The 19597-nt window shown below is 70.8% G+C and carries 19 protein-coding genes; 13 read left to right on the top strand and 6 right to left on the bottom strand.

From position 1 onward, the window contains the following. The first annotated feature begins 100 nt into the window (after nt 1–100). Both VFB40_RS04330 and VFB40_RS04325 read left to right on the top strand, forming a co-directional pair. The gene (locus VFB40_RS04330; protein WP_324847960.1) at nt 101–1690 is read left to right on the top strand and encodes a serine/threonine-protein kinase; all 1590 of its coding nucleotides are present in this window, start codon (nt 101–103) and stop codon (nt 1688–1690) included. Between the two features lie 103 nt (nt 1691–1793). Then, complete coding sequence (locus VFB40_RS04325) at nt 1794–2726, top strand: cation diffusion facilitator family transporter (protein ID WP_324847959.1); 933 nt, start codon at nt 1794–1796, stop codon at nt 2724–2726. Here VFB40_RS04325 and VFB40_RS04320 read toward each other — a convergent pair. After that, nucleotides 2715–4067, bottom strand: coding sequence for an FUSC family protein (locus VFB40_RS04320; protein ID WP_324847958.1), 1353 nt, complete (start codon nt 4065–4067; stop codon nt 2715–2717). The two genes, VFB40_RS04325 and VFB40_RS04320, sit on opposite strands and share 12 nt — an antisense overlap. A gap of 189 nt (nt 4068–4256) precedes the next feature. Here VFB40_RS04320 and VFB40_RS04315 point away from each other — a divergent pair, with 189 nt between their 5' ends. Together VFB40_RS04315 and VFB40_RS04310 are read left to right on the top strand one after the other, a co-directional pair. Then, nucleotides 4257–4763, top strand: coding sequence for a MarR family winged helix-turn-helix transcriptional regulator (locus tag VFB40_RS04315; RefSeq protein WP_324847957.1), 507 nt, complete (start codon nt 4257–4259; stop codon nt 4761–4763). 26 nt (nt 4764–4789) lie between these two features. Beyond that, nucleotides 4790–5215: a PPOX class F420-dependent oxidoreductase gene (locus VFB40_RS04310; protein ID WP_324847956.1), complete on the top strand. Its 426-nt coding sequence runs from the start codon at nt 4790–4792 to the stop codon at nt 5213–5215. Here VFB40_RS04310 and VFB40_RS04305 read toward each other — a convergent pair. Beyond that, the gene (locus tag VFB40_RS04305) at nt 5212–6015 is read right to left on the bottom strand and encodes an Fpg/Nei family DNA glycosylase (RefSeq protein ID WP_324847955.1); all 804 of its coding nucleotides are present in this window, start codon (nt 6013–6015) and stop codon (nt 5212–5214) included. The two genes, VFB40_RS04310 and VFB40_RS04305, sit on opposite strands and share 4 nt — an antisense overlap. Before the next feature lie 70 nt (nt 6016–6085). Then, on the bottom strand, nt 6086–6523 hold the full coding sequence (locus tag VFB40_RS04300; protein ID WP_324847954.1) for a TIGR03668 family PPOX class F420-dependent oxidoreductase: 438 nt from the start codon (nt 6521–6523) through the stop codon (nt 6086–6088). A gap of 141 nt (nt 6524–6664) precedes the next feature. On the opposite strand from VFB40_RS04300, the gene VFB40_RS04295 reads away from it, so the two are divergent. The 3 genes from VFB40_RS04295 to VFB40_RS04285 all read left to right on the top strand — a co-directional run bounded on the left by VFB40_RS04295 (nt 6665) and on the right by VFB40_RS04285 (nt 8484). Then, nucleotides 6665–6934: a DUF1876 domain-containing protein gene (locus VFB40_RS04295; protein ID WP_324847953.1), complete on the top strand. Its 270-nt coding sequence runs from the start codon at nt 6665–6667 to the stop codon at nt 6932–6934. Between the two features lie 70 nt (nt 6935–7004). After that, nucleotides 7005–7529 carry a universal stress protein gene (locus tag VFB40_RS04290; protein ID WP_324847952.1) on the top strand — a complete coding sequence of 175 codons (525 nt, stop codon included), beginning with the start codon at nt 7005–7007 and terminating at the stop codon, nt 7527–7529. 64 nt (nt 7530–7593) lie between these two features. Continuing rightward, on the top strand, nt 7594–8484 hold the full coding sequence (locus VFB40_RS04285; RefSeq protein ID WP_324847951.1) for a hypothetical protein: 891 nt from the start codon (nt 7594–7596) through the stop codon (nt 8482–8484). 37 nt (nt 8485–8521) lie between these two features. Here the strand turns inward: VFB40_RS04285 and VFB40_RS04280 are convergent, their stop codons facing one another. Continuing rightward, complete coding sequence (locus tag VFB40_RS04280; RefSeq protein WP_324847950.1) at nt 8522–9727, bottom strand: ROK family transcriptional regulator; 1206 nt, start codon at nt 9725–9727, stop codon at nt 8522–8524. A 120-nt stretch (nt 9728–9847) separates the two neighbouring features. Here VFB40_RS04280 and VFB40_RS04275 point away from each other — a divergent pair, with 120 nt between their 5' ends. The 6 genes from VFB40_RS04275 to VFB40_RS04250 all read left to right on the top strand — a co-directional run bounded on the left by VFB40_RS04275 (nt 9848) and on the right by VFB40_RS04250 (nt 15928). After that, nucleotides 9848–11014 (top strand): Gfo/Idh/MocA family protein, encoded by a 1167-nt coding sequence (locus VFB40_RS04275; RefSeq protein ID WP_324847949.1) that lies wholly within the window; start codon nt 9848–9850, stop codon nt 11012–11014. After that, on the top strand, nt 11011–11931 hold the full coding sequence (locus tag VFB40_RS04270; protein ID WP_324847948.1) for a sugar phosphate isomerase/epimerase family protein: 921 nt from the start codon (nt 11011–11013) through the stop codon (nt 11929–11931). Before VFB40_RS04275 ends, VFB40_RS04270 begins: the two co-directional genes overlap by 4 nt. Nucleotides 11932–11993: 62 nt before the next feature. Next, complete coding sequence (locus VFB40_RS04265; RefSeq protein WP_324847947.1) at nt 11994–12761, top strand: sugar phosphate isomerase/epimerase family protein; 768 nt, start codon at nt 11994–11996, stop codon at nt 12759–12761. Then, nucleotides 12758–13861 carry a Gfo/Idh/MocA family protein gene (locus VFB40_RS04260; protein ID WP_324847946.1) on the top strand — a complete coding sequence of 368 codons (1104 nt, stop codon included), beginning with the start codon at nt 12758–12760 and terminating at the stop codon, nt 13859–13861. The genes VFB40_RS04265 and VFB40_RS04260 overlap by 4 nt, the downstream gene beginning before the upstream one ends. A 58-nt stretch (nt 13862–13919) precedes the next feature. Next, nucleotides 13920–15236: an FAD-binding protein gene (locus VFB40_RS04255; RefSeq protein WP_324847945.1), complete on the top strand. Its 1317-nt coding sequence runs from the start codon at nt 13920–13922 to the stop codon at nt 15234–15236. Nucleotides 15237–15370: 134 nt separating this feature from the next. Continuing rightward, nucleotides 15371–15928 carry a YceI family protein gene (locus VFB40_RS04250; protein ID WP_324847944.1) on the top strand — a complete coding sequence of 186 codons (558 nt, stop codon included), beginning with the start codon at nt 15371–15373 and terminating at the stop codon, nt 15926–15928. 219 nt (nt 15929–16147) lie between these two features. Here the strand turns inward: VFB40_RS04250 and VFB40_RS04245 are convergent, their stop codons facing one another. After that, nucleotides 16148–18031 carry a protein kinase domain-containing protein gene (locus VFB40_RS04245; protein ID WP_324847943.1) on the bottom strand — a complete coding sequence of 628 codons (1884 nt, stop codon included), beginning with the start codon at nt 18029–18031 and terminating at the stop codon, nt 16148–16150. 339 nt (nt 18032–18370) lie between these two features. Continuing rightward, nucleotides 18371–19597 (bottom strand): glycerol-3-phosphate dehydrogenase/oxidase (locus tag VFB40_RS04240; RefSeq protein ID WP_324847942.1); only part of this gene is annotated, 1227 nt, incomplete at its 5' end.

The following is a 19597-nucleotide window of genomic DNA, read 5'->3' as shown; positions in this document are numbered from 1 at the left end:
CCGCGCACGCCCGGTAAATTCAGCTGATCGGGATCTTACGAGTCGCCAAAGCTTGCGCGGTTTCACCAGACCGTTACGCCGGACAGGCGATAATCCCGGGATGGACTCCGCGACGCCCGCACCCTCGATGCCGGGCACCCTCATCGCCGATCGGTACCGCCTCGTCCGGCCGCTCGGCGCGGGCAGCAGCGCGACCGTGTGGGAGGCCGCAGACACCGCGCTGGACCGGACCGTGGCGGTCAAGCTGCTGCACAGCTCCGCCCTCGCCGATCCGACCGAGCGGGAGCGGCTGCGGCGCGAGGCGCTCGCGCTGGCCCGGCTGGCCCATCCCCGGGTGACGATCGTCTTCGACTATCTGGAGCAGGTGCAGCCGGACGGCAGTGTCCAGCCGGTGCTGGTGACCGAACTGCTGCACGGCGTCACGCTCTCCGAGCGGCTGAGGGTCGGCCCGATGCCGGTCGCCGACGCGGTCACCGTGTGCGCACACCTGGCCGACGCGCTGCGGGCGGCGCACGAGGCCGGGATCGTGCACCGCGACGTCAAGCCGGCCAATGTGGTGCTCACCCCGGCCGGCGCGAAGCTGCTCGACTTCGGCATCGCGTTGGCCGCGACCGATTCGAGCCTCACCGGCAGCATGGCCATCGGCACGCCCGCGTGCATGGCGCCCGAGCAGCTAACCGGGCGCGGAGCGGTGCCCGCGTCGGACGTGTACGCGCTCGGCTGTGTTCTCTACTGGTGCCTGACCGGGCGTCCGCCTTACGACAGCTCGAACGTCGCACAGGTAGCGGAAGGGCACGTATACGCACCGCCGCCACCGCTTAACGTACCGGGCATCCCGCAGGGCGTCGTCGATGTGTATCTGCGCTGCATGGCCAAGGATCCGACGCAGCGCCCGAGTGCGGCCGACGTGTTCGCATTCCTCTCCCGGCCGATGGCGAACGTTCCCTCGACGCCGGAACGCACCATGGTGATGCCGTCATTCGACGTGCCTACGCAGCCGAGCACGCTGCCTGGCCGGAGCCGAGCAGGAGCCGGCGCGATCGGCGGCAGCGGCAGCGGCGGTCGCGCCGGCGGCGGTTCAGGTCGGCGCCGTGGATCCGACGCGGGACTCAAACTGCTGATCGGCGCGCTGTTCGTCGCCGCGGCCGCCGCCGGGATCACCGCGCTGGTCATGAACGGCAAGAACGCGAGCAACACGGCCGGGAATCCGCCGCCGTCCGCGAGCCGGAGCGCGGCGGGCTCGAGCGCACCCGCGGCGTCGCCGACCCCGGCTTCGCCCTCCCCCGCCGACACCACGACTCCGGCCGCGAACGTCAACGCGGGGCTCGGCGACCCGGCCGCCGACCCGATCGGCTATCTCGAAGCCATGAAGGGCCAGATCGACGGCTTCATCGCGCAGGGCCAGGACACGATCGACCCGAACGCCGGCCGGGACCTGCAGAACTCCCTCAGCGACCTGGAGAACGCGATCACGGCCGCGCAGAACAACGGCGGCGGGAACCGGCAGCGGCGGGCGGTCCAGCAGAAGATCGCCGCCGTCCAGCAGAAGATCAACGACGACCTGGACAACGGCCAGATCGCCCAGGACCCGGCGGACCAGTTGAACGGCGAGTTGCAGAACCTCTCGGACGCCGTGGCGAACGGCCTCGGCAACGGCGGTGGCAATGGCGGCGGCGGCAACGGCAACTGACGGCCCGTGATCCACACCGCCGGCAGCCGGTAAGGTGACCGCCATCGAGCGGGCCGGGTAGCCCGGACGACGACACCGGACGACGGCAGGGTGACATTCGGCGATGAGTACCGCTGGCGGCAGCAGGGCGATCGTGACCGCGCTGGGCGCGAACCTGGCGATCGCGGCCTCGAAACTGGTCGCCTTCGGGTTCAGCGGCTCCTCCTCGATGCTCGCCGAAGGCATCCACTCGATCGCCGACTCGGGCAACCAGGTGCTGCTGCTGGTCGGCGGCAAGCGGGCGGACCGCGAGGCCACCGAGCAGCACCCTTTCGGCTACGGCCGCGAGCGGTACGTCTACGGCTTCCTGGTCTCGATCGTGCTGTTCAGCCTCGGCGGGCTGTTCGCGGTGTACGAGGGCGTGGAGAAGATCAGCCACCCGCACCCGTTGGAGAACTGGGCCTGGCCGATCGGCGTGCTGGTGTTCGCCATGATCGCGGAGGGCTTCTCGTTCCGGACCGCGATCGCCGAGTCGAACCATGAGCGCGGCTCGCAGAGCTGGTCGCAGTTCGTGCGGCACGCGAAGGCGCCCGAGCTTCCGGTGGTGCTGCTGGAGGACTTCGGCGCGCTGATCGGCCTGATCCTGGCGTTCTTCGGGGTGCTGCTGACGCTGGCCACGCACAGCGGCGTCTGGGACGGGATCGCCACGCTCGCGATCGGCCTGCTGCTCGGCACGGCCGCGGCGGTGCTCGGGATCGAGACCAAGAGCCTGCTGCTCGGCGAGGGCGCGAGCCCGGACGACGTGCGGCGGATCCGCGCGGCGCTGGTGGACGGCGCCGTGGTCAGCTCGGTCATCCACATGCGCACGATGCACCTGGGCCCGGACGAGCTGCTGGTGGCGGCGAAGATCGCGGTCGACCACGACGACACCGCGCTCGAGGTGGCGCGGGCGATCGACGCGGCGGAGCGCCGGGTGCGCGAAGCGGTGCCGATCGCCCGGGTGATCTATCTGGAGCCGGACATCCGCCGGGCCCCGGCGCCGAAGTCAGCGGGCTGAAACCGCCGCGGGTTCAGCGCGAGGCGCGGGCACGCGGTACGTCGCGAGCACTTCTCGCGCCGTCGCGACGTTACGCCGGATCTCCTCGACCAAGCTCTTCGTGCCGCGCGCTGGCCGGGCGTCGGAGGTTACCCCAGCGTTCTGGACAAGGAGTCGCACCGGTTCGGCACAACGCTGTACCGCATCGATCGCGTCGGCGAGCTGGACGAATCGTCCACGCTGCATGAGGCGAACATGCCGCGCAGCCGCGCGATACGCCCGGGGCGGTGTGGCAACCTGCTGGACCTGAGCCAGGTTGCCGGCGAAGCGAACGGCGAGCGCTTCGAGGACTGACGGGTCTTCGCACAGTGCGGCAAGCAACTCCCCCAGCGTGATCAGGGCATCGGCGACGCGCCGCCGCACGACGTCCGTCGTCCGCACCGGCAACACGAACCAGGACACTGCGATCGCTATCACCGCCCCGGCCAGAATCTCCTCCAGCCGGGTGCCCAACAGACTGAGGTGGACCTCGCCGAAGTACCCTTGAAGCAGCGCGAGCACCGAGGTGACACAGCCGGCCCAGTAGGCGTAGCTGAACGACCGCAGCCAGTTGGCGAGCGCGAGCACCACGAAGATCAGCACGATCGAGCGGTTGTCGTGCGGGCCGAAGAGGCTGGCCAGCGCGGTCGCGGCGATCGTGCCCCCGGCGGCGCCGGCGAGGCGCAGCAGGCTCTTGTACACCACGTCGCCGCGACCGCGGTTCGCGCTGCACACGACGAAGGCGGTGATGACCGTCCAGGTCCAGTGCGGCGTGAACCCGAAGCGGCCGATGACGAAAGCCGCGCCGAGAACCAGACCCATCTGCACGGCCATGCGGGTGCTGGGGATGACCCGCTTGCGCTGATCACGCTGCGCGCCGTCACGGCTGGTCACCGCCTGCTGGGATGTCGGCCGGGTGCGACCAGGCTCGCGCAGAAAGCCGAGGCGATGCGCGGCGAGCTGGGTGATGGAGACGCAGACAAAGGCGATCAGCGCGATGACCGCAGACCAGCCGGTGGCGCCGTGGCCCGGCGGCAACGGGACGGGAGTGACCAGGATGGCGATGAACGGCAGCGCGAGGATCGTCCCCGCCTTCGCAGCGCGCGGGCCGAATCTGCGCAGCCAGATCGACAGGCTGACGGCGAGTGCGAAGAGCGTGTCGCCATAGTTGGGGTGATGCAGCATCAGGCTGCCGATCTCGCTTGCCGCGACCGCGACCAGCGGCAGCACGATCAGGCCGGTCAACCGCCCGCGCAGATCGGCGCCGCGCTGCGTCCGCGCCAGGGTCAGCGCGAGCACGACGGCGATCAGCGGCGCGTCCACGTTCAGCCGCGCGGCGTTCTCCAGCAGCAGTCCGGAGCCGAAGCTCAGCAGGACGGCGACGATCGCGACGATCGCGGCCCGCAGCTCGGGATCGTGAGCTATTGCGTACGACCTTCCGCTCATCGCGCGCCCCCTCGCAGGAAGAGCAGCTGCAAACTGTCCTGTGATAGTACGTGATAGCTTAGTAATATGGCCAGCGCTAATGCGGACTCCCTGCTTGGAACCGCCTCGGAGGTCCGGCGTGCGGCGAACCGGCTGACCCGGCGGCTGCGCACCGAGCGTTCCGCGGACGCGCTGAGCACCAACAAACTGGCCGTGCTCAGCCACCTGTACCGCAACGGCCCCACCACGGCCGGCCGGATCGCCGCGGTCGAGCATCAGCGCCCGCAGTCGCTCACCCGCGTGTTCGCGGAGCTGGAGCGGGCCGGTCTGATCGCGCGCACGAGCAGCCCGCGGGACCGCCGCCAGTCAGTGCTCGAACTGACCGCGACCGGACTGCGCGCGCTGGCCGACGACATGGCCGAGCGGGACGCCTGGCTGGCCGCCGCGCTCGGCGGGCTGAGCGAGACCGAGCGGCAGGTGCTGCGGATCGCGGCCGGCATCATGGACCGGCTCGCGGACGCGGAGGTCAACGTGCTGCCGGACCCGGGTGGGGAGGGCAGGGACGGACACGGCGGGAAAGACGAGCTGCGGTAACGGCGGGGATCGGCAAGGCTTGGGCCATGGCGAAGATGACAAGAGAGCAGGCGCTCGACTTTCTGACCACCGGCACCCGCACCGGCAAGCTCGCGACCGCCTCGGCCGTCGGTGCGCCGCACGTCGCGCCGATCTGGTTCGTGTTGGACGGCGACGAACTGGTCTTCACAACCCACGAGGGAACGGTGAAGGGGCGCCATCTAAGGGCCAATCCGCGCGCCGCGCTGACCGTGGACGTCGACGAGTACCCGTATCACTTCGTGGTCGTGCGCGGCGCAGTCTCGATGGACGCGGGCTCGAAGGAGCTGCTGGCCTGGACGACGCGGCTGGCGGCGCGTTACGTGCCGGCTGAGCGCGCCGAGGAATACGGGCGGCGCAATGCCGTTCCGGGCGAGATGTTGTGCCGGCTGAAGATCGAGCGGATCTTCGGCGTCAGCGACGTCGCGCACTAGCCGCCGTCCGGTCCCGGGCCCTTCTGGCAGGTCGGGCACCAGTACGTGACACGCGCCTCGCCCGCCGGTCCCTGCTCCGCGAACCGGATGGCGGTACCGCAGCGCAGGCATGGCTGATGGTCGCGGCCGTACACCCAATGTGTGCGGCCGCGTCTGGTGTCACCGGTGGTGATGTGCCCGTGGCGCGCCTTGTTCGCGTCGAGCAGCCGCTGCGCCAGGTCGACCATGCGTCCGAGGTCCGCGACGTCGGCTGTGGGCGTCCAGGGCGTCACGCCGCGCAGGAAACACAGCTCGGACTTGTACACGTTGCCGATCCCGGCGAGGTTGCGCTGATCGAGCAGCGCCTCGCCGATCGGCCGATCCGGGGCCGCGAGCAGCCGGCGCACGGCCTCCTCCCGGTCCCAGTCCGGTCCGAGCAGGTCGGGGCCGAGGTGCCCGACCACGGTGTCCTCACGCGCCGTCGGCAGCAGGTCGAGCACCGGCAGCCGGTAGCCGACCGCGGTCCGATCGGGCGCGGCCAGCACGGCGCGGATCTGGTGGGTGGGGCCGCCGCGCCAGCGCTCGCCGGTGCGGTAGATCTGCCACGCGCCGTCCATCCGCAGGTGGGAGTGCAGGGTGAGGCCGTTGTCGATGCGGAACAGCAGATGCTTGCCGCGCGCGACGACCTCGTCGATCCGGTGGCCGCGCAGGTCGGTCGTCGCGAGCCGTGGCACGCGCAGGTCGGATTTCACCAGCACCTCGCCGGCCAGCGCCTCGCGCAGCCGGTGTGCGGCAAGCCAGATCGTGTCGCCTTCGGGCACAGCACCATGATGCCGCTCGCCGGGCGCTGTGCACCTGCCAAGCGGTCCGTGCGGTACACGGTCCCTGCGACTACATCAGCGCGGGCGGTCCTTCGGCGAACGCCCAGCCGGACCACGTGTGCACCGTGACCTCGATGACCGGACCGTCCGGCGGGTTCGTGCGGTACCAGGGATAGCGCTCAGTCAGTGCGCCGAGCACGCCGAACGGCACGTCGTCGGGTTCGATGATGCGCGCCGTGCCGTCGGCGCGGGCCCACCACAGCCGGGTCCAGTCGTCGTCGTAGCGTTGCGCCAGCAGGCAGACCTGCGGATTCTCGGCGATGTTCCGCAGCCTCTTGAGGTTTTGCGTACGCTTCGGCTTGCCGTCCACAGCAATGAACACCTTGTTGCCCGAGACCAGGTAGGTGACCGGGACGAGGTGCGAAACGCCGTTCGCGCCGGACGTTCCGAGCACTGCGACCGGGCTGCCTGCGAACCGTTCACGCGCGTGCTCGGCGGAGAGTCTCATGCTCCGACGCTACGGCCCTGACGCATTGGCCGCCGAGCGCATCCTCTTCCCATCAGACACGCACCAGTGCTCCGGACCCTGGTGTTACCGCGCGGACGGGTGCACGCTGGTCTGGAACCGCAGAAGGCAGGTGAGGCGACGATGCAGACTATCGTCGGCTGGCATAGCGAGGTGACCTTCCGCGAGGCCGGGCCGAAGACCCGGGCGACCGCGCTGCTCAAGCTCCCGGACGGCACCGAGCTGCGCGCGCACGGTCACGCCAGCAAGCACCCGAACGATCCGGTCCAGACGCAGGTGGGCGAGGAGCTGGCGGCCGCCCGCGCGCTCAACGACCTGGCCCGGCAGCTGCTGGCCCGGGCGAGCGCGCACATCGAGTCGGCCACGCACGTCCCGGCGCACCCGACGCTGTGAGGCGGGGCCGTGAACGCCGAGCCGCACCCGCCCCCGACGCCGTGAGCCCGGCCGTCATGAGGTCGGCGCCGTGAGCGCGGCGGCGGGCGCGAGCCGCTTCGCCCGGATCGCGGTGGCGTACGACGACTCGGCGGGCGCCCGGGCCGCGCTGTCCCGCGCCGTCGCCCTGGCCGGCGTGCTGCCGAAGGCGCGGCTGACCGTCATCGCGATCGACGAGTTCCCGGAGCACGTGACCGCGTTCGCCCCGGCCGCGTCGGGAGGGCCGCGGCGCATCGACCTGTCGGGCCAATCCGGCGAAGAGGAAGCGAACGGCAGCGCCGCCGGCGCCGCCTCGACCCGTTCCCGCGCCGTGCAGCACGCCGAGGACTGGATTCGCACGGCCACGAACTTTGCACGGCAGCACGGCGTGGAGATCGCGTCCGATCTGCGCGTCGGGCATCCGGCCGGCCAGATTCTCATCGCCGCCCGGGCCGCGCACGCCGATCTGCTGGTGATCGGGCACAGCCGCCACCCCGAGCTGCACAACCGCGTCCTCGGCTCGACCGCGGAGCACGTGGCGCGGCACGCGTTCTGCTCCGTGCTCATCGCGCACTGACGCGGCGCCGCCGGCCCGCCGGAGCCGCGCGGCACGAAGGCGGGCGATGCCGCAGGATGGATGCGTGCTCGACTTGCTGCGCTCGCTGATCGAAGAGGTGACGTCAGCTGACGCGCGCCGATACGCGGTTACGGACGACGCGGGGCGCGAGATGCACTGCGCGAAGGTCATCGAGGACGGCGGCGGCTATCTCGCGGTCTATCACAGCACGCTGGCCGACGGCTGCTTTCATGTCGGCCTCGCGACCTCGCCTGACCTGATCGACTGGCGCCACGTACGCGACCTCGGCCCGCGCGGCTCGCAGCCGACGATCGCGGCCGTGCCCGGCGGCGGCTATCTGCTGGCATGGGAACAGGAACCCAAGAACCACATCGCGCTGCGCTACTTCACCGACCGGGACGCGCTGTTCGACGGCAAAGCGCTGCGCGCGTTCGACGCCAAGCGCTCGCTCTCGCGCTGCGCCGAGGGCACACCCAACATCTACTCGGTACAGCTGAACCCTGATATCGACCACTCCGTCATCACGCTCGGCGGCCACTACTGGTGGAAGTGCGACGTGGACCGCCAGCTGAGCGCCACGCTCACCGGTTTCAAGCGCTGGAAAGCCGCACCAGAGCCCGGGTTCGACGAGGCGCTGCTGCGTTTCCGGGTCGGCGGCAACATCGGCGGACGCGACCCGGTGACCTTCTTCGAGCACTCATACGCGGTGATCGAGGCTCAGCACGTCAAGGGCGACTTCGGGTCCTGGCGAACCTACGTCTACGACTACGAATCCCGTGAAGCGCATCCGACGAGCATCCGCACGGACGGCGGCAGCACCGCGTTCGCCAATCCTCATGTCACGGCTCTTACCGCGCCGGACGGCCGACGTGCGCTGGCGGTGAGCCTGTTCCTTCCCGGTGAGGGCGCGGCGAAAGGCGAGGGCGGGCAACTGATCTACTACCGCACGTACTGACCGCCGCCGACCTGCCGGTCACGTCCCGAATCAGCACTCAGCGAACCGGCTGCACCAGCAGCTTCTCGATGCCGTCGGGCGAGAGCAGGTGCCTCGCGGCCATGCGCGCCGCGCCCTCCACCCCCGCGCGCTCGCCGAGCGCCGAGGTCTCGATGGCCAGGGTGCGCGTGGCGAGCGGCAGCGCCCTGCGATAGACGACGCCGCGGATGTCGGCGAGCAGATCCTCGTGCAGCTGCGCGATGCTGCCGCCGATCACGATCGCGTCCGGGTTGTGGAAGCTGACCAGGGAGGCAAGCACCTCGCCGATCTGCTGCCCGGCCAGCCGGACCCGACGACGCGCGACCGGGTTGCCTTCCGACACCAGCCGGACCACGTCGCGTCCGCCGGTCGCCGGCAGCCCGGCCTCACGCAGCGCTCGCGCGATCGCGGCGCCGGACGCCACCGCCTCGACGCAGCCGGTGTTGCCGCAGTGGCACAGCACGTCTTCGTGCCCTGGCAACGGGATGTGTCCTATGTCCCCGGCCGCGCCGGCGGCGCCGCGATGCAGCGTGCCGTTGGAGATGATGCCGCAGCCGATCCCGGTGCCCACCTTGATGTACAGCAGGTGCTTGGTATCGCGGCGCCGGCTGTACTCGCCGAAGGCCATCATGTTCACGTCGTTGTCGACGAGCACTGTGACGCCCGGGTCGTAGTGCTCGCCGGAGAGACTCCGCGCGCCGAAGAACTCAGGGATCCGGTAGCCGTCCCAGCCCTGCATGATCGGCGGCCGGATGACCGTGCCGGTCTCATGCTCGACCGGTCCAGGCACGCCGATGCAGAACGCGCGCAGGTGCGCCTGCGGCCGGTCGATGCGCGCCAGCAGCTCGGTGGTCAGCTCGCGGACGCCGGCGAGGATGCGCTGCGGGCCCTCGTTGATGTCGATCTCGCGCACGCTCTCCACCAGCGGCAGGCCGCCGAGCGTGGTGAGGGCGAGCCGGCAGTGCGTGGCGCCGAGGTCGACGGCGCAGATCAGCGCGTCGGGAGCGAGCTGGAGGGCGAGCGGCGGGCGGCCGCGTTCGGTGGCGACCGGCTCGGTCTCGACCAGCAGGCCGCGCGCTACCAGCAGGTCGACGCGCTGCGCCACCGCCGCCCTGGAAAGGCCCGTGGCCTGCGCCAGCTGGCTGCGCCGCGTCGCGGTCCCGTCGGCCACCAGGCAGGCCAGTTCGCTGAGCGCGGCGAGATGGCGGCCGCCGAGACTGCTCATGAGGCTCCTTACACCGGGCGCCGTCCCCTCGCTGATTTATGACAGAACTTAGCGGAAAGCGCGCCATTGTCAACCTAAAGAGCCGGGTTTAACGTACCGGTGAACCGAATGGAGGTCGCGATGACCGAGGCGCCGCTGCGTGTGGCGATCGCGGGCGCCGGTATGGTCGCCCGGCTACACCTGGACGCCGCCCGCCGCGCCGGTGCGTACGTGGCCGGCGTGTGCGCCTCGACGCCCGAGCGCGGGAAGGCGGCGGCCGAGCGATTCGGCCTCGAGCGCTCCTTCGACTCCGCCGAGGAGCTGGCGGAGACGGACGCGGCGGACGTAGTGCACATCTGCACACCGAACGCCTCGCACTTCCGGCTCGCCGAGCTGGCGCTGCGCGCGGGCAAGCACGTGGTCTGCGAGAAGCCGCTCGCGACGGCGAGCGAGGACGCGGACGCACTGGTCGCCCTGGCCCGTGACAGTGGCCTGATCGCGGCGGTGCCGTTCGTCTACCGCTACCACCCGATGGCGGCTGAAGCGCGGGCGCGGGTGCACGGTGGATTCGTCGGCGACGTGCGACTGATCCACGGCCACTACCTACAGGACTGGCTGTCCGAGCCCGGCGACAACAACTGGCGGGTCGATCCGCAGCAGGGCGGCACGTCGCGGGCGTTCGCCGACATCGGCTCGCACTGGTGCGACCTGGTCGAGTGGGTCAGCGGGCACCGGATCAGCGAGCTGATCGCCGAGAAGCAGACCGTGCTTCCGGTGCGCTACGGCTCCGCCCGGGAGACCTTCACCGGGTCCGATGCAGGGGCGGGCCACGGCGAAGCGGGCGGCGGCACGCAGGTGACCACCGAGGACGCGGTCCAGGTGCTCTTCCGCACCGATCGCGGTGCCTCGGGCACGCTGACCGTCTCCCAGGTCTCCCCCGGGCGCAAGAACCGGCTGTGGTTCGAGATCGACGGGGCCGGGGCCAGCCTCGCCTTCGATCAGGAGAACCCTGAGTCGCTGTTCGCCGGCTCGCGCGCGGGCAACGCGCGGCTGCTGCGCGATCCCGCTCTGCTCTCCCCCGAGGCGGCTCGTCTCAGCGTTCTGCCTCCGGGCCATCCGATGGGTTACGCCGACTGCTTCGCGGGCTTCGTGGCCGACGTGTACGCCGCGATCCGCGCCGACGCGGCCGCCGGCCGGGGTTCCGGGTCCTTGTTCCCGACCTTCGGCGACGCCGCCCGAACCGTCCGTCTGACCGAGGCGGTGCTGCGCTCCGCCCGGTCCCGCTCCTGGATCGAGGTGCCCCGATGAAGCTGGGTTTTCTCACCGCCTGCCTGCCGCAGCTGCCGCTCGCGCAGATCGCCGCCTGGGCCGCCGAGCACGGCTACGAGGCGCTCGAGGTCGCCACCTGGCCGTCCACCGGGTCGCGGGACTTCGAGGCGAGCCATATCGACGTCGCCTCCTTCGACAAGGGCGACGCCGAGCGGGTCAAGGCCCTGTTCGATCAGCACGGCCTGGAGATCTCCGCCCTCGCCTACTACGAGAACAACCTGCACCCGCACGAGCGCCGCCGCCTGCAGATCGCCGATCACGTGCGCCGCAATGTGGACGCCGCGCAGCTGCTCGGGGTGCCGTACGTGGGCACGTTCATCGGCCGCGACCCGGGCCTGTCGGTGAAGGACAACATCGCGCTGGCCGAGCGGGTGCTGCCGCCGCTGGTCGAATACGCCGGCGAGCGCGGAGTCAAGATCATCATCGAGAACTGCGTCATGGAGGGCTGGCACCCGGACGGCTACCCCGGGAACCTCGCCTACGCGCCGGAGCTGTGGGAGTGGATGTTCTCCCTGGGCCTCTACCTCAACTACGACCCCTCACATCTGCTGTGGCTCGGCATCGACCCGATCGAGGCGCTGCGCCCCTACGTCGATCGCATTCCGCACGCGCAGGCCAAGGACGCGCAGATCAACCAGCGCGCGCGGGTGCGCTACGGCTTCTTCGGCAAGAGCCTGAGCCGGGAGAACCCGTGGGACGTCGGCTGGTGGCGCTACCGGGTGCCCGGCCTCGGCGACGTGGACTGGCGGGCCGTGGTGGACACGCTGTACGAGGGCGGATTCACCGGGACGCTCTCGGTCGAGCACGAGGACCCGGTCTGGGGCGGCGACGAGACCCGAGTGAAGCAGGGGCTTGAGATCGCGCATCGCACACTGCGGCCGCTGATCGTCGGCTGACCGCTGTAGGCCGGCTGACGAAAGCAGACGACGAGTACGGAGACAGGAGTACGGGAGGGAACATGCCGAAACCCATCAGCGTGCAGCTCTACAGCGTGCGCGAGCACATGGCCGAGGACCGCGAGGCCACGCTGCGCCGCATCGCAGGCCTCGGATACGAGGCGGTCGAGCCGTACAGCCCGGCCGACGACCCGAAGGGGTTCAAGGCCTTGGCCGACGAGCTGGGCCTGACCGTCTCCGGCGCCCACGCAGGCGGACTCGTCCGCGATCCCGAGCCGGGCCCGACCTTCGAGGCGGTGGCGACGCTGGGCACGCAGCTGGCGATCGTGCCCGCCGGCATCCCGGAGGCCGAGTTCACCACCCGCGACGGGATCGCCCGCGCGGCCGACGTGCTCAACGGGCTCGCGCAGCAGGCGGAGGGCTACGGCCTGACCCTCGGCTACCACAACCACTGGTGGGAGTTCGAGCCGAAGATCGACGGCGTGCACGCCCTCGAGGTGCTCGCCGAGCGGCTAAGCCCGCAGGTCGTCCTCGAAATCGACACCTATTGGGCGGCGATCGCCGGCGCCCAGGTCCCCGAACTGCTCGGCCGGCTCGGCGACCGGGTCGTCGCGCTGCACGTGAAGGACGGCCCGTTGGTCAAGGGCGAGCCGCACACCGCGGTCGGCGCCGGCGTGATGCCGGTTCCGCAGATCCTGGCCGCGCGGCCGGAAGCCTGGCGGGTGGTGGAGCTGGACAGCTGCGCGGGCGACGTCTTCGAGGCGCTGGCCGCGAGCCACGCGTACCTCACCGAGCTGGCGGGCCGCGGCGCGGAAGGCGGGGCGGCATGACCGGCGGACCCGTCGGCGTCGCCATCGTCGGCGCCGGAGTGATCAGCGGCGAGTATCTCAAGAACCTGACTTCCTTCCCGGATGTGCGGGTCCTGGCCATCGGGGACCTCGACGTAGAGCGGGCGGCCGCGGTCGCCGCGCAATACGGCGTGCCGGCCTCGGGGGATCTGGACGCCGTGCTGGCCATCCCCGAGGTCGAGCTCGTGGTCAACCTGACCACCCCGGCCGCGCACCTGCCGGTCGCGCGCGCCGCGCTGCGGGCCGGGAAGCACGTGTACGGCGAGAAGCCGCTCACGCTCGACCCGGCCAGCGGCGAGAAGCTGCTGGCCGAGGCGGAGGCGGCCGGGCTGCGGGTCGGCAATGCCCCGGACACGTTCCTCGGCGCCGGGCTTCAGTCCTCGCTGCGCGCGCTGCACTCCGGAGCCATCGGGCAGCCGGTCGCGGTGACCACCGTGATCCAGAACCCGGGTCCGGAGTCCTGGCATCCGAACCCCGAGTTCCTGTTCCAGGTCGGCGCCGGCCCGCTGTACGACATCGGCCCCTACTATCTGACCGCCCTCACCGCGCTGCTCGGCCCGGCCACGCGCGTCGCGGCGACGGCTCGGCAGGCGCGGGCGCAGCGGGTGATCGGCTCCGGCCCTCGGGCCGGCACGGTGTTCCAGGTGGAGGTCCCGACCTACGTCACGGCGCTGATCGACCTGGCCGGTGGCGCCGCCGCCGCTTCGACCTTCAGCTTCGACTCGCCGCTGCGCCGCCGGATGATCGAGATCACCGGCACCGAGGGCACGCTCTGCGTGCCGGATCCGAACACCTTCGAGGGCCCGCTGCTGGTGCGCGGCCCGAAGGACGAGGACTGGCGCGAGCTGCCGGTCTCCGGTCCGGTCGCGGGGCGCGGCCTCGGCGTGCTGGACATGGCCAGGGCGCTGCGCTCCGGCGAGCCGCACCGCGCCTCCGGCCAGCTGGCGCAGCACGTGCTCGAGACGATGGCCGCGATCGCCGACTCGGCCGAGAGCGGAGAGTTCCGCGACGTGGAGAGCAGCGCGCCGATCCCGCAGGAGCTGCCGGAGGGCTGGGACCCTTACACCGGTACGCTGAGCTGACGATCGGCTTCGGGCGATCGGACCTCGACAGCCGCGCGGAACAGGAGCCGGACACGCAATGCCGGGTGACAGCAGCCTGACGAACTGGGCCGGGAACATCGCCTTCGCCGCGGCCCGGGTGCACCGCCCGGACTCGGTCGCCGAGCTGCGCAAGATCGTCTCGGCGAGCCGGAAGGTGCGCGCGCTCGGGACAGGCCACTGCTTCAACCACATCGCGGACACGCCGGAGGACCTGATCGCGGTCGGCGGCCTGCCGAACGTCGTCGAGATCGACACGGCCGCCGGGACCGCCTCGGTCTCGGCGGGGCTGCGGTACGCCGAGGTGGCCGAGCACCTGCACCGTGCCGGTTTCGCGTTGCCGAACCTGGCCTCGCTTCCGCACATCTCGATCGCCGGGGCCTGTGCGACCGGTACCCACGGCTCCGGCGACCGCAACGGCGGGCTGGCGACAGCGGTCAGCGCGCTGCGGTTCGTCACGGCGGACGGCGATCTCGCGGAGCTGAGCCGCAGGGACGATCCGGAGCGCTTCCCCGGCGCGGTCGTCAGCCTCGGCGCGCTCGGCGTCGTGACCAGGATGACCCTGGACCTGGTGCCCGCGTTCGACGTGGCGCAGTACGTCTACCTCGGCCTTGGGCTCGACCGGCTCGCCGCGAACTTCGCGACCGTGTCCGGGGCCGCATACAGCGTCAGCGTGTTCACGAAGTGGGCCGGGGGCGAGGGCGCGGCTGAGGGCGCGGTCTGGCTGAAGCGGCGGTTGCGGGCCGGGGCGGCCGCCGTCGACGGTACGGACGGTGACGACGACAGCTGGGCCGCCGCGCCGGAATGGCTCGGCGCGCGCCTGGCCACGTCGCAGCAGCACCCGATCCCGCAGATGCCGGCCGGGTTCTGCACGCAGCAGGGCGGCGTTCCCGGACCGTGGCAGGAGCGGCTGCCGCACTTCCGGTCCGAGTTCACCCCGAGCGCGGGCGAGGAGTTGCAGTCCGAGTTCCTGCTGCCGCGCGAGCACGCCCCGCAGGCGATCGGCGCGCTGCTCACGCTCGGCGAGCGGATCGCCCCGGTGCTCCAGATCTCCGAGATCCGCACGGTGGCCGGCGACGACCTGTGGCTGAGCCCCTCGTACGGCCGTGACAGCGTCGCGTTCCACTTCACCTGGGTCAAGGACGCGGCGGCGGTCACCCCGGTGGTCGGCGCCATCGAGGATGTGCTGCTCCCGCTCGGCGCGCGGCCGCACTGGGGGAAGGTCTTCACCGTGGAGCCGGCGAAGATCGCGGACGGGTACGAGCGCGCGCAGGACTTCCGGCGCTTGATGGACGAGTACGATCCGGGCGGCAAGTTCCGCAACGCGTACATCGACGCGCTGTTCCCGGCCGGCTGACCGACCTGTTCTCGCTGGTTACTAGCTCGTCTGGGTCATCTTGCCACCAGATGGTTGAAACTTTGATAAGTTTGGCGTAGGGTCGCCTCAGACACAGAAAGTTGAAAGTTGAACTTACTCGGAGGCGAGCAGCTATGACCACACAGATCCCCGGCTACAAGGCGGGCACCTGGACCATCGACCCGACTCACTCGGACGTGTCCTTCACGGTGCGGCACATGGTGGTCAGCAAGGTACGCGGCTTCTTCCGCAAGTTCGAGGGCACCCTCGTGACCGGCGAGAGCCCCGAGCAGAGCTCGGTGACCGCCACCGTCTACCTCGACTCGATCGACACCAACCAGGAGCAGCGCGACGCGCACATCCGCTCCGCCGACTTCTTCGAGGTCGACACCTACCCGACGATGACCTACCAGTCCACCGCCGTGCGCGCCGACGGCAGCGACTGGATCGTCGACGGCGAGCTGACCCTCAAGGGCGTGACCAGGCAGGTCCCGCTCAAGCTCGAGCTCAACGGCTTCGGCCCGGACGCCTACGGCGGCTACCGCGCCGGCTTCTCCGCGAAGGCCGAGATCGACCGCAAGGACTTCAACGTCAACTTCCACGCGACCCTGGAGACCGGCGGCCTTGTGGTCAGCGACAAGGTCACCATCGCGCTGGAGATCGAGGCGATCCTGGACAAGGCCGAGGGCTGAGCCCTACGGCTTACGGCCTCCCGAAGAGGTGATGCTTCGGGAGGCGTGCAAGCGGCCGATCCGGCTCCGACCCCGCCGGATCGGCCTTTTTCTTGCCTTGCTGCTTTCTTGCCTTGCTGCCTTTTCGTGCCTCGTTCCGGATTTTCCCGCGCGGGCCGCACCGGCCGCGCGGGCCGGTGCGGCCCGCGCGGGCCGGTGCGGCCCGCGCGGCGTCGCGGATCAGGCTCCGTTGATCGTCCACTCGTTGTTCGTGCTGCCGTTCGGGTGCCACAGAATGGTGCTCGAACCGGCCTGCGTGCTGCCGCCGCCGTCGAGCGCGGTGCGGGTGGCGCGGTTGATGATCTGGTAGCGGCCGTTGCCGACGCTGTTGAGATACCACAGCTGGTCGTCGCTGCCGCTCCACGGCGACTGCGTCGCGGTGGCGCCGTCGTTGCTGTTTCCTCCGCTGTCGACCACCATGCCGTTGGTCCGGTTGACGATCCGGTAGTAGCCGCCGCGGACGGCGACGAACTCCCACTGCACGTTGCCGCTCGGGCTGAAATCCCACTGCTTCAGGCGCGACCAGGCCGGAACGTTGCCGCCGCTGTCGAGCAGCAGCCCGCTGGTGACGTTGACGACGTCGACCCAGCCGTTCGTGATGCCACCGCCACCACCGCCTCCTCCCCCGCCGCCGCCGGCCTGGCTCGGCGAGGGGCTCGGCAGCGGCGGACCGGCGCTGTGGGACGGGCCCGGCTGCGAGCCAGACGTGGGCGAAGCCGCCGCACCCGACGGTGACGCACCGGCGCCCGCCGAGGTGGTCGCGCTCGCCGAGACGGAAGCCGTCGCGGAGGCGGTGCCGGAGGGCGAACCCGTGCCGAACGGGCCGCCGTCGGCGAGGGCGGCGAGGGTGCTCGACGGCTGTTGGGTGGGCACCGCGACGAAGGTCCCCTTCACCGGCGGGGCAGACCCGATCGAGGAGAACAGCCAGGTCGCCGCGAAGGCGAGCACGATGACGACCACGACGGCGGCCAGTTCCGCGCGCCGCGGCGTAGTGAACACCCGGGGCGAGCCGGCCGCGTCGGGAAACGGGTCCGCGCCGTTCGCTCCGGGGACCGCGACGAGCGTGGTGCTCGGCGGGAGCGCGGACTGCGACGCGAGGACCAGCTCCGTGGACGGACCCGGCCCGAACGCCTGCGTGCGCTCAGAGGGTGGAGTCAGCAGCGGCGGAGCCCCGGCCTCGTCCCGCACCACCCACTGCGGCGTGGCCTCTATCGCGGGCGCGATCTCCCGCAGCAGGCTGGCCAGATTGTCCGCGGTCGGCCGGTGCTGCGGGTGCTTGTCCAGGCAGGCAGCGATCAGCAGCCACATCGCGTCCAGCAGGCCGGGGATGCGCGGGGGCGGTACGTCGGCGTGCGAACGCCGCACTTCCTCGGGGCTGCCGGCGAACGGCGGCCGGCCGGTCAGTGCCTCGTACAGCAGCACGCCGACCGCGTAGACGTCCGCGGCGGGACTGCTGATGCAGCCGACGCCGATCTCAGGGGCCTGGTACTCGATCGGCATGGCCGCGTAGAACGACTCGCCGATCGCGTCCTCGAGCGCCGTGACCCCGGCGGACGCGGCCAGCTGCGCCACCCCGAAGTCGGTCAGGCCCACCCGCAGCGAACCCGCCGCGTCGCGCAGCGGTTCGAGCAGCACGTTGCCCGGCTTGATCCCGCCGTGCGCGACCTCGGCGGCGTGCGCGGCGGCCAGCGCGTCGCACAGCTGCGCCACCAGCAGCGCCGCGTGCGCGGGCGCCAGCGTGCCGAGCCGGGCCAGCAGGACCCGCAGGTCCTCGCCGGGCACCGGCCGCATCACCAGCGCCACCCGGTTCTCGTGCGCGAACACGTCGTCCACGGCCACGATGTTCGGATGGCCGAGGCCGCGCACCGAGTCCAGCACCGAGCGCAGCGCGGTGATCCCGTCCGCGAAAGCCGTCAGCTCAGGCTTCAGGATCTTGATCGCGTATTCGGCGCCGCCTTCCCGGTCGCGTACCAGCCACACCGCGCCGACCGCACCGGCGCCCAACTGCCCAAGCAATTCGTAGCGTTCCGCGAGGAACCGCCATTGTGCATCAGTTTCCGACAACGCGCCGCTCCCACCCTGTGCTCACCACGTCTCCGAACGTGGCACGATCGCTCCACCGGTCAGCGCTGCGCGGCCGAGTGGGCGAAATCGGCAGGGCCACCGCGACGCCGGAGCGGTGAATTCGTGCATTCTATGGAAACGTGAGGCACGCTCGGGAAGAGCTGTAGCCAAGTTCTCACAAAAACTGGTGGATTCGAGATACTCGAATCCGACAGATCATGCCAACTTGGGAGTACCAGCGTCCTCCAAGTCGGGCGCCTTCTGGTGGGAACGGGGCGGCGGCGCAGGGTTCACGACGAGAGGCGCCCCACGCCGAACGGCGGGAAGCCTACAGCCGCCTTAAGCCCCGGTCACACCAGAGGTATCCAAGTCAGGCGCAGCGCGGCGCGCTTCGTCGGCGGCGGAGTCGTCGGCGCGTTCCTGAGAGGCGCGTTCCGCGCTCACCCGGCCGAGGTACCGCTCCACCTCCGCGCGCTCGGTTTCCGCGTCCCAGCCGAGAATCGGCGCGATGAGAGCGGCCGCCTCCGGTGCGGCCGCCACGCCCCGGTCCCGCTCCTCGATGGAAATCCGGGTTCTGCGAGTGAGCACGTCATCCAGATGCAGCGCGCCCTCGTGTGAAGCGGCGTACACCGCCTCCACCCGCAGATAGTCGTCGGCGCCCTCGATCGGCTTTGCCAGGCTCGCGTCCGCCGAAATGAGTTCGAGCAGTTCGTACACGCACGATCCATACCGGTTCAGCAAGTGTTCAACTCGCGACGGGTGCAATCCGGCGCGTTGTGCGATACGGCGGCGTTCGTTCCACAGGGCCGCGAATCCTTCGGCACCGAGGATCTGAACCTTGTCCGTCACCGATGCGGGCACTGATTGCTCGAAGTCTGCGACGGCGGCGTCGACCGCGTCCTTGGCCATGACCCGGTACGTGGTGTATTTGCCGCCGGTCACGATGACCAGACCGGGCGTCGGTGAATCGACCACATGCTCTCGGGAGAGCTGCGCGGTTTCCTGGCCTTCGCCGGCGGAAAGCAGGGGCCGCAGACCGACGTATACGCCCTCGATATCGTCACGGCCGATCGGCGTGGCGAGCACGGCGTTCACGTGGTCGAGCAGATAGTCGATATCGGCCTTGCTGGCCGCCGGGTGATTGCGGTCGAGGTTCCAGTCGGTGTCGGTGGTGCCGATCAGCCAATGCCGGCCCCACGGAATGACGAACAGCACGCTCTTCTCGGTGCGGGCGATCAGGCCGGTGTCGAGGTTGATCCGGTCGCGAGGCACGACCAGGTGCACGCCCTTGGCCGCGCGCACGGACACGTTGCCGCGTGCGTGGGCGAGTTCGTGTACGTCATCGGTCCAGACGCCGGTGGCGCTGATGACCCGCTTCGCGCGGACGTTGAATTCCCGGCCGCTCTCCAGATCGCGCACGACGGCGCCGGTGATCCGCTCGCCCTGCTTCACGAAGCCGGTCACGCGAGTGCGGGTGGCAACGGTGGCGCCGTACTGTGCGGCGGTGCGCGCGAGCATCATGACGTACCGGGCGTCATCGACCTGCGCGTCGTAGTACTGGATCGC

It is taken from the genome of Actinocrinis sp. (assembly GCF_035650855.1).
Classification (GTDB): Bacteria; Actinomycetota; Actinomycetes; order Streptomycetales; family Catenulisporaceae; genus Actinocrinis.
This window is presented reverse-complemented; position numbering and strand designations above follow the sequence as displayed.